The sequence below is a fragment of the Asticcacaulis sp. genome, from assembly GCF_020217185.1.
Taxonomy (GTDB): Bacteria; Pseudomonadota; Alphaproteobacteria; order Caulobacterales; family Caulobacteraceae; genus Asticcacaulis.
Map to the genome: position 1 here is coordinate 1 of NZ_JAIWNX010000082.1, position 10,000 is coordinate 10,000.

The 10,000-nt window shown below is 59.9% G+C and carries 11 protein-coding genes; 5 read left to right on the top strand and 6 right to left on the bottom strand.

Features of this window, described 5'->3' with window-relative positions:
• The 3 genes from LDL37_RS03975 to yidD form a co-directional block, all read right to left on the bottom strand.
• A partial coding sequence (locus LDL37_RS03975; RefSeq protein WP_290794683.1) for a glycosyltransferase occupies positions 1–474 on the bottom strand: 474 nt, incomplete at its 3' end.
• A 20-nt stretch (positions 475–494) separates the two neighbouring features.
• Positions 495–2,417 (bottom strand): threonine--tRNA ligase, encoded by a 1,923-nt coding sequence (gene thrS / locus LDL37_RS03980; RefSeq protein WP_290794687.1) that lies wholly within the window; start codon positions 2,415–2,417, stop codon positions 495–497.
• A gap of 133 nt (positions 2,418–2,550) precedes the next feature.
• A complete protein-coding gene (gene yidD / locus LDL37_RS03985) occupies positions 2,551–2,790 on the bottom strand; it encodes a membrane protein insertion efficiency factor YidD (RefSeq protein WP_290794690.1) in 240 nt (79 codons plus the stop codon).
• A gap of 149 nt (positions 2,791–2,939) precedes the next feature.
• On the opposite strand from yidD, the gene LDL37_RS03990 reads away from it, so the two are divergent.
• Positions 2,940–3,638 carry a hypothetical protein gene (locus LDL37_RS03990; RefSeq protein ID WP_290794693.1) on the top strand — a complete coding sequence of 233 codons (699 nt, stop codon included), beginning with the start codon at positions 2,940–2,942 and terminating at the stop codon, positions 3,636–3,638.
• Here LDL37_RS03990 and LDL37_RS03995 read toward each other — a convergent pair whose 3' ends face one another.
• From LDL37_RS03995 to cysS, 3 genes are all read right to left on the bottom strand, one after another.
• Positions 3,639–4,061 carry an iron-sulfur cluster assembly scaffold protein gene (locus tag LDL37_RS03995; RefSeq protein ID WP_290794696.1) on the bottom strand — a complete coding sequence of 141 codons (423 nt, stop codon included), beginning with the start codon at positions 4,059–4,061 and terminating at the stop codon, positions 3,639–3,641.
• A gap of 167 nt (positions 4,062–4,228) precedes the next feature.
• Positions 4,229–4,666, bottom strand: coding sequence for an SRPBCC domain-containing protein (locus LDL37_RS04000; protein ID WP_290794699.1), 438 nt, complete (start codon positions 4,664–4,666; stop codon positions 4,229–4,231).
• Between the two features lie 3 nt (positions 4,667–4,669).
• A complete protein-coding gene (gene cysS, locus LDL37_RS04005) occupies positions 4,670–6,124 on the bottom strand; it encodes a cysteine--tRNA ligase (protein ID WP_290794702.1) in 1,455 nt (484 codons plus the stop codon).
• Positions 6,125–6,343: 219 nt separating this feature from the next.
• Here cysS and folE point away from each other — a divergent pair, with 219 nt between their 5' ends.
• The 4 genes from folE to rpoH all read left to right on the top strand — a co-directional run bounded on the left by folE (position 6,344) and on the right by rpoH (position 9,926).
• Complete coding sequence (gene folE / locus LDL37_RS04010) at positions 6,344–7,024, top strand: GTP cyclohydrolase I FolE (RefSeq protein ID WP_126419688.1); 681 nt, start codon at positions 6,344–6,346, stop codon at positions 7,022–7,024.
• 246 nt (positions 7,025–7,270) lie between these two features.
• Complete coding sequence (locus LDL37_RS04015; RefSeq protein ID WP_290794708.1) at positions 7,271–7,705, top strand: biopolymer transporter ExbD; 435 nt, start codon at positions 7,271–7,273, stop codon at positions 7,703–7,705.
• Between the two features lie 110 nt (positions 7,706–7,815).
• Positions 7,816–8,820: an RluA family pseudouridine synthase gene (locus LDL37_RS04020; RefSeq protein ID WP_290794711.1), complete on the top strand. Its 1,005-nt coding sequence runs from the start codon at positions 7,816–7,818 to the stop codon at positions 8,818–8,820.
• 203 nt (positions 8,821–9,023) lie between these two features.
• Complete coding sequence (gene rpoH / locus LDL37_RS04025; protein ID WP_126422806.1) at positions 9,024–9,926, top strand: RNA polymerase sigma factor RpoH; 903 nt, start codon at positions 9,024–9,026, stop codon at positions 9,924–9,926.
• Positions 9,927–10,000 lie beyond the last annotated feature (74 nt).

Sequence of the window (10,000 nt, forward strand, 5' to 3'; positions counted from 1 at the left end):
CAGAACGCGAGCCCCCACCAGACAGGGCCGGGGCGTGCTCAGCGCCGCATCGACCAGCGCTTCGACCGCTCCATCGCACAGTATGGCATCGGGATTGAGGAAAACCACCCACGGCTGGCTGGCCAGTTGAGCCCCCATATTGGCGGCGCGCGCAAAGCCAATATTACCGTGCCCCTGCACCAGCAGCACCCGCTCATAGGCTTCATCGATCTCACGCAGCAGTTCGATGGTGCGTTCTGAGGAGCCATTGTCGATCAGAATCAGTTGCTTCACCGCCGCTTCGGCCAGCACCCGTTCAATGGAGTCGAACAGGATACGCCCGGAGTGGTAGGCGATAATAACCACAGCCACGCCACGCGTGTCCCGTGCCGGCAGAACAATGTCCGTCCCCGGCACGAGCGCTTCTGCCTCACCCGCCGCCAGCCTCTGGGCCTTAAGCAGGTCACTAATGGTAGGCGGCAGGGCAGGTTTCATCTAATCGGCTTCAATATGACTTACTTCAAATCAGGCGGCAGGCTTTCGGTACGCAACTGTTCAGCGGCATTATCGACCGACAAAACGGTCTGCCCTTCCTGCCCCAGATAACGCAGGGCTACTTCCCCGGTTTCGGCTTCTTTGCGTCCGACCACCGCGATGACCGGCACCTTGGCCAGCGAATGTTCGCGGATCTTGTAGTTAATCTTCTCGTTCCGCAGGTCTGTGTCAACCCTGAGTCCTGCCGAACGCAATTTTGCCGCTACCTGTTGCGCGTAATCATTAGCATCAGACGTGATCGGTGCCACTACCACCTGTATGGGAGCCAGCCACAGCGGGAATTTACCCCCGTAATTTTCGATCATTATGCCGATAAAGCGCTCGAACGAGCCCAGAATCGCGCGGTGTAGCATCACCGGACGCTGACGCGAGCCGTCTTCGGCGACGTATTCCGCCCCCAGACGCTCCGGCAGCACGTAGTCGAGCTGGATCGTGCCGCAGGTCCAGGTACGACCGATGGCGTCGCGCACAATAAAGTCGAGCTTGGGCGCATAGAAGGCCCCGTCGCCCTCGGCAATAACCGGTTCCACACCCGCGGCGCGCGCGGCCTCGGCCATCTGCGCCTCGGCCTTGTCCCAGAACTCATCAGACCCGGCGCGCACCTCCGGACGGGTGGCCAGCGCGATATGTTCGGCCTGCATCCCCAGATCGGCGTGCACCTGACGGCAAAGGGTGATGAACTTCGTCGTCTCTTCGACGATCTGATCCTCACGGCAGAAGATGTGCGCGTCGTCCTGCGTGAAGCCGCGCACGCGCATCAGGCCGTGCAGCGAGCCCGACGGCTCATAACGGTGACAGGCACCGAATTCAGCCATGCGGATCGGCAGTTCCTTATAGGAACGCAGACCGACCTTGAATATCTGTACGTGGCCGGGGCAGTTCATCGGTTTCAGGCTGAGGGTTTCACCCTCGACCGTCTCGCAGACGAACATGTTGGGGCGATACTTGTCCCAATGGCCCGACTTTTCCCAGAAGGTGCGGTCCAGCACCTGCGGGGTCTTGACCTCGACATAGCCGGCGGCGTCGAGACGGCGGCGCATATAGGCCTCCAGCGTCCGCCACAGCGTCCAGCCGTGCGGGTGCCAGAAGACCATGCCGCGCCCCTCTTCCTGCATGTGGAAGAGGTTCATCTGACGGCCCAGCTTGCGGTGGTCGCGCTTTTCGGCCTCTTCGAGGCGCGTGATATAGGCCTGAAGGTCTTCTTCGGAGGCCCAGGCCGTGCCGTAGATGCGCTGAAGCTGCGCATTATTGTGGTCGCCGCGCCAGTAGGCCCCGGCCAGCTTGGTCAGCTTGAAGGCCTTGCCGATAAACTTCGATGACGGGAAGTGCGGCCCGCGGCACAGATCCTTCCAGTTGTCGCCGTGGCGATAGACGGTGATCGTCTCCGTGCCGGGCAGGTCGCGGATGATCTCGGCCTTATAGTGTTCGCCGATCTCTTCAAAATGCTGGATGGCCGCGTCGCGTTCCCACACTTCGCGCACGATCTTGTCGTCGCGATCGACCAGCTCCTTCATCTTCTTTTCGATCTTGGGCAGGTCGTCGAGGCTGAACGGCTCATCGCGCGCAAAGTCGTAATAGAAGCCGTCCTCGATGGCCGGGCCGATGGTGACCTGCGTGCCGGGGAACAACTCCTGCACCGCCTGCGCCAGAAGGTGGGCGGTATCGTGGCGGATGACTTCCAGGAGGGCCGGATCGTCGCGCGTCAGGATTTCGATGGAGGCGCTGCCCTCGATGGGGCGGTCGAGATCGTAAAGCTCTCCGTTGAGGCGGAGCATCGCCGCCTTCTTGGCGAGAGACTTGGACAGACCCTCCGCTATGCTGCGTCCGGTTGCGCCCGGCTCATAGGAACGAACGGCGCCATCGGGAAAGGTCAGGTCAATCATGTCTTCTCTCACTCTGTGTCCAGTCCATACGAGAGACCAGGACGTCTAGCGCATTCCGAAAAGTGTGTAGCGGTTTTCGGAACCAAATGCGCGGTTATAGATTTGGCCGCGCCCCTACGACAGGCGACGGCAGTCAGTTTTTGCCAACTTTTGGCGGCACCGGATCGTATCCGTGGCCCCCGCCGGGACGGCACCGGCAAATACGCTTAAATCCCAACCATGACCCTTTTATGGGGCCATGCACGATCAGGGCTTCGGCGGTGTATTCCGAACAGGTTGGCGCAAAGCGACAAGCCTGCCCGATCAGGGGCGACAGGGTAAGCTTATAGGCCCTGAGCCCTGTCTTCACGGCCTTGGCATAGAGACGCCCCATGCGGCAATACCTTTTTGGCGAAAAGTATCAACTGTTTCCGATATTTTGTTCTGAATAGCAATGCCGGACGCAATCTGATCACGTAACAGTCACTTGACGATCACGGATTCGTGATCAATCCTCACTCCATAGAAAGAGGAGATGTGGGGATGAAAACACTACTGCCATTGCTGGCTGTAAGCCTTGGGCTGGGACTGGGCGCGTGCTCCAAACCTGCCGAGGAGGTCGCCGTATCGATGGGCGATTCCATCGTAGGCCCCGACATGGACAAAACAGGCCCTTTCGAGAACTTCGAACGCCTTACCCTTGCCGCCATGCCTGCCGAAGACACGCCTGCCGATTCCAAACTCATGCGTATAGAACTGAAAAAGGGTTCCGGCGAAGACGTTGCCACTCTTTACAATCTTCTATCCGATCATAAGCCTTATCTCGCAGGCGTAACCTACCATCCCTTCACGCCCGTTATCGCCGAAACCAATGCAGAGCGAAAAGACTACTGGATCGTTGGTTTGAATCTGTCGCGCACCCCTGATCGATCGATCTATTCAATCCTGCGTTTTCCGCATGGCTCGGCCTTTACGCCGGGACAAACCGTACAGGTCGAATATCTGAGTCTGGGCTGTTACGATTTGACGATAGCGCGCATGCCCGTATCCGCTCATGATCCGGCAAACGCCGAGCGAACCTTCGAACCGGAATTTGCAGCGGAAGCCGATGACTGCGAGTTCAACAGCCTGACAGAGGCCTATAAGGTCACGCCTTTGGTGTTGCGCAAGTACGATCAGATCAAGCACTTCCCGGACGCACCAAAGCCTAACTGGCTGCCGCTGACCGTAACCGTCGAATAATCAGCCCGCCTTCCCCGCCGCCTCGACCGTGGCCTCCAGCGCCAGAAGCGTTGAGGCGTGGCGCGCCGGAAAGTCCTTCACCGATTGAAGGATGGCGAAGTCGGCAAAGCGCTCCGGATAGGCAAATTCGCCGCCCTTGAGCATGGCCTTCATCGCGTCGCGCGCGGCGACGACCTCGGCGACCGGGGCACCGATGACGCTTTGGCTCAAAATGGCGGCGGCGGCCTGACCCAGGGCACAGGCTTCGACCTCCTGCGCGAAGTCGGTGATCACGCCGTCCGCGAGTTTGACTTCCACGTGGATGGTCGAACCGCACAGCTTGGCGGTACGGTCAGCCGCCCCATCGGGCGCTTCCAGCCGCCCGACGTGCGCCAGTTGCGTGGTGCGGCGCAGAATTTCACGGGAATAGAGTTCGTCGATCATCTTCCAAGCCTCCCCCCTGATCTCAGGGGGGATACCGGCTGAAAGCCGGAGGGGGGTTATGCGGGGAATTAACCCCACTGTCTGCGTGCTCACGCGGCAATCCCAGCGTTCGCGAAAGCTATAGTTTCGTTTCACTACACCCCTGAAATCAGAGGAGGGGCTAAGGCTTATATCGTCCCTTCGGCTTTCGCCTTCAAGGCTTCGGCGAATTTGGCAAAGCCTTCGCGCAGGTATGAGCGGTATGTCTTCCCCTCACGCTCCGACAGAAAGCCCGAAAACTGCGCCCCGATGGCGAAGTCGCACGCCGTGTCCGACAGGATGTTCAGTTCATAAAAGCGGATCAGCGAGCCTTCGTAAAACTTCTTCGGCACGCCGATATGGATGTGCGACAGCGGCGACCAGTCCGACACGAAGCCATTGATCTCCCAGTCGCCCAGCCCTTCATAATGCTCCATGAAGCGCACCGGCGCACCGAAACTTAAGCTGCCCTTGGCCTCTTTATGGATGGGCGACCACTGCACCCAGCCTTCGATATCCTGAAGAATCTCATAGACCGTATCGACCGGGGTCTGGATGCCGATACGTTTTTCCACCTTTAGTGCCATGTCTTAAGCTTTCAGTTTCCAGGTAGCCCCCGCCGGGCCGTCCATGACCTCTACGTTCAGCGCGGTCAGTTCGTTGCGGATACGATCGGCCTCAGCCCAGTTTTTTTCAGCCCGCGCGGTTTTGCGCGCTTCCAAAAGGGCCTCGACCTTAGCCGACAGGTCGTCATCGGCCCCGCCCTTGAACCATGCTTCGGGGTCTTGTTGGAGGATGCCGAGAACTCCCGCAAGCAGCAAAAATTCGTGTTTTACCAATGAAGCCGCCGTAGGGGCAACCTCAGCAGCGTCTTCCGTCCTCTCAACATTGGGGTTTGATAGGTGCTCAAGATTATTGGCAAGATCAAAAAGTTTAGCTTTTGCACTTGGTGTGTTTAAGTCATCTAAAAGCGCACCGAGTAATGCGCCCTCTCTTTCATTACACGCCTGACGTTCACTCGGAACCCATGTCTCTATTGCTTTATGCCGCAGCAAAACGCCGTACAAATAATCTAGTTCCTTGCGGCTTTGCTCTAAAAGTTCACGCGTCCAGTTAAGCGGCGCGCGGTAATGGGCCGACAGCAGGGCCAGACGGATCACCTCGCCCGGAAACTCCTTGATCAGGTCGTGCACCAGCAGCACATTGCCCAGCGACTTGGACATCTTTTCAGCATCCATGGTCAGGAAGCCGTTGTGCATCCAGTAGCGGGCGTAGCTCTCTTCCTGATGGCTATGGCCATGCTGGGCACAAACGCCCTGCGCGATCTCGTTTTCGTGGTGCGGGAAGATCAGGTCGTGCCCGCCGCCGTGAATATCGATAGGCAGGCCCAGATTGGCCTCGATCATGGCCGAGCATTCGATGTGCCAGCCCGGACGCCCTTCGCCCCACGGCGACGGCCATTTCGGCTCACCGGGCTTGGACGGCTTCCACAGCACAAAGTCCTGCGGGTTCTTTTTATAGGGCGCCACCTCGACGCGGGCCCCGGCGATCATGTCGTCCAGCGAACGGTTGGAGAGCGCCCCATAGGCCTTGTAGCTTTCGACATCGAACAGCACGTGGCCTTCGGCCGCATAGGCGTGGCCGTTGCGGATCAAGGCCTCGATTTGCGCCACAATGGCGTTCATATTCTGCGTCACGCGCGGCTGGATCGTCGGCTCCAGCGCGTTGAGTGCCCGCATGTCGGCATTATAAATGTCGGCGAATTTCGAAGTGATGACGTTGATATCGACCCCTTCGGCCATGGCCTTCTGGTTGATCTTGTCATCGACATCGGTGATGTTGCGGGCATAGATGACCGCCTCTTCGCCATAGAGATGACGCAGCAGACGGAACAGAACGTCGAACACCACGACCGGGCGCGCATTGCCGATATGGGCATAGTTATAGACCGTCGGTCCACAGACATACATCGTCACGCGCTGGGGGTTTTTCGGGACAAAGTCCACCTTCTGGCGTTTAAGCGTGTCGCTGAGTCGCAGTTTCATGACGATTTCTGTTGAACTCCGTGAAGTTTGCCCCATATAGACGCGGCAAGGGTTGGCTTCCAAGCGATTATATCGCTGGCAATCCAATTCCTGCGCAGGATCGTAAACCGCCTGCAAACTTTCAAGGGGTCTTCTGTGTGTGACCCCGGCAGAGGGATGCCACGCGTCATTCCGGGACCGTCGTCCCGGCGCCACTCGGCCCTCCGGAGACATATAAGTATGGACAGCCTCGACCCGAATTCCCGCCCGAACAGCGAAGACCCGCTCACTCAAGCGCTCGCCCAGAATCTGGCCCAGACGCGCAGCAAGGGTTTTTCCGAAATCCTCAATGTCGAGCGTCCGTCGAAAGAAGAGGCCATGGCCGCCGTGCGCACGCTGCTGGCCTGGGCCGGTGACGACCCTACGCGCGAAGGCCTGATCGACACGCCCAAGCGCGTCGTCGAAGCCTATGACGAGTGGTTCTCCGGCTATCAGGCCGACCCGGCCAAGGAATTGTCGCGCACCTTTGAGGACGTGCAGGGCTATGACGACATGGTCATGCTGCGCCATATCGACGTCGAATCGCACTGCGAGCACCACATGGCGTCCTTCCTTGGAAAGGCCTATGTCGCCTATATGCCGACCGCCAAGGTGGTGGGTATTTCCAAGATCGCGCGTGTCGTCGAAATCTTTTCCAAGCGCCTTCAGACGCAGGAGACCCTGACCAAGCAGATCGCCGACGCCATCGAGCAGTCGCTGGCCCCGCTGGGCGTCGCCGTGCTGATCGACGCCGAGCATCAGTGCATGACGACTCGCGGCGTCCACCACAAGAACGTCACCACGGTCACCACCCGCTTTACCGGCGTGTTCAAGACCGACCTGGCGCTTCAGGACCGCTTCATGCGCTTCTGCCAGGCCTGATCCGGCGCACAATTCACGCTTTTAACGCCCGGCGGTCACATGATCGTCGGGCGTTCGCGTCTCAGGTGAGACGGTCGCAAAAGCGTCATGAAGAAATTGTAATCCCGCGTGAACGAACCCCTTTACATTTGCGCGAGCTTTGTCCTAAATCGGTTCCTGAAATTTGCGCCTGCTTTCCGGCGGGCGGTTGTTTAATGCCTCATGCCTCCCGACGGGTGGCTCTGAGGGTCTTACGGGAGTTACATCATGGGCGCTAAGCTCGGTGGCGGCGGCGGTTCTCGCTATAACGTCGAACAGAATTCCGAAATCAACGTCACGCCGTTCGTTGACATCATGCTCGTGCTGCTGATCATCTTCATGGTGTCCGCGCCGATGGCCACCGTGTCGATCAAGCTCGACATGCCGCCCCCGATTCCTTCCAACACGCCGAAGGACGATAAAGAGCCGACCTTTATTTCGATCCAAGGGCCGGACGACATCTATATCGGTCCTAAGAAGACCTCGCTCGCCACCCTGCCGGCCGACCTGGCCGTGGCGCTGAACTCGGCCAACCCCACCGAAGAACGCGTTCTGGTGCGTGGTGATGCCGACATCGAATACAACGACTTCATGTCGGTGCTGAACACGCTTCAGGACAATGGCTACTTCAAGGTCGCTCTGATCAACGAAGACCTGTCGTAAGCGACAGCGCCGAAACGATCCCCTGACACGCCGGAAGTCCGCTTCCGGCGTGTTTTGCGTTTTCCTCCTCCCCCCGACCCTCTCCCCACAAACGGGGAGAGAAGGCATTCATGACCTCTGACGACGACATTGATGACGATCTGCCGCTGGCCAGCGATGGCGAGACGCACGACCTTGTGCTGACCGCGGAGATGGCCGGCGACAGGCTTGATCGCGCGCTGCTGCCGCTGCTGCCCGATCTGTCGCGCGCCCGTCTTCAGGCCCTGATCAGCGACGGTCATCTGAGCCACGACGGCCAGCCCCTCTCCGATGGCAAGCACAAGGCCAGGGCAGGCCTCTACCGCCTGTTCGTCCCCGCCCCCGTCTCGGCGATTCCCGAAGCGCAGAACCTGCCGCTGGAGGTGCTGTACGAGGACGCCCACCTGATCGTGGTCAACAAGCCCGCCGGCATGGCCGCCCACCCGGCCCCCGGCACGCCGGATGGGACTCTGGTCAATGCCCTGCTGTTCCACTGCGGGGAATCGCTGTCGGGCATAGGTGGCGTCCTGCGCCCCGGCATCGTCCATCGCCTCGACAAGGACACCTCCGGCGTCATGGTGGCGGCCAAGTCCGACGCCGCCCATCGCGGTCTGAGCGACCTCTTTTCGCGCCACGATATCGACCGCGCCTATGAGGCATTGGTGCGCGGCGCACCGAAAACCGCCTCAGGCACGGTCACCACGCGCATCGGCCGCTCACCCCACGACCGCAAAAAGATGGCCGTGCTGAAAAGCGGCGGGCGCGAAGCCATCACCCATTACCGCACACTGGACAGCTTCGGCGGCGACAAACCCGTCGCGGCCCGCGTGCGCTGCACGCTGGAAACCGGACGCACGCATCAAATTCGCGTGCACATGGCCTATCTGGGCTGTCCCTGTCTGGGTGATCCGGTCTATGGTTCGGGTGCGCCGCACAAGGCGGTGGCCGAGGCGCTGAAAACCCGGTCTTTTGCGCGTCAGGCCCTGCACGCCGCGCACCTGGGCTTCGTTCACCCGATCACGGGCGAGCGTCTCGCCTTTGAAGCCCCCCTGCCCGCGGATATGGCAGACCTTCTGAGCGCTTTGAAATCGCTTTGATTTTAATTTTGAACCAGTCCGCATAAAATAATTTTTACACTGGGTCTTTTTTTCCCCGCCGGAGCACCTACATGGAAAAGGAAGACAAAAGCCTGTCCTACACGCGCAGCCACCGGCTGTCGTCTCAGGGGGATGCGCCGATGCCGGACACCAATTCAGGATCAAATTCCGGACCCTTCGACGGGTCCGAAGGGGACGCTACCATGAGCACCAGCTCGCTGACCTCGAATGCCCTCAGCATGCCCAATCCGTCCGTGCTGTCGCCGGACGGCGGCCTGAACCGCTATCTGTCGGAAATCCGCAAGTTCCCGATGCTGGCCAAGGATGAGGAATTCATGCTGGCCAAGCGCTGGGCCGAACACGCCGACCCCAAGGCGGCGCATAAGCTCGTCACCTCGCACCTGCGTCTGGTGGCCAAGATCGCCATGGGCTATCGCGGCTATGGCCTGCCGATCGGTGAAGTGATCTCCGAAGGCAATGTCGGCCTGATGCAGGCGGTCAAGAAGTTTGACCCGGACAAGGGCTTCCGTCTGGCTACCTACGCCATGTGGTGGATCAAGGCCGCCATTCAGGAATACGTCCTGCGTTCGTGGTCGTTGGTCAAGATGGGCACCACCGCCGCGCAGAAGAAGCTGTTCTTCAACCTGCGCAAGGTGAAGTCGGAAATCAGCGCTCTGGAAGACGGCGACATGCGCCACGAACAGGTCGCGCAGATCGCCACCAAGCTGGGCGTCTCCGAAGACGACGTGATCAGCATGAACCGCCGCATGTCCTCGCCCGACTCGTCGCTCAATGCGCCGCTGCGTGCCTCGGAAGGCGACTCAGAATGGCAGGACTGGCTAGCCGACGACTCGACACCGTCGCAGGAAACCGTGCTGGCCGACTCCGAAGAGTACAAGCTGCGCATGAGCCTGCTCGAAGAGGCGATGGGCGAACTGAACGAACGCGAACGCGCCATCCTGACGGCGCGTCGTCTTCAGGAAAACCCGACGACGCTCGAAGACCTGGCCGACCGCTTTGGCGTGTCGCGTGAGCGCGTGCGTCAGATCGAAGTCCGCGCCTTCGAGAAGTTGCAAAAGGCGATGATGGCCTCGGCCGAGGGGTAGACCAGGACGGGCCTTCTCTGCTCAAGAGGTGGCAAAGGCCCGCCTTAGCGCGTAACGCGGCGCACCTGAAGACT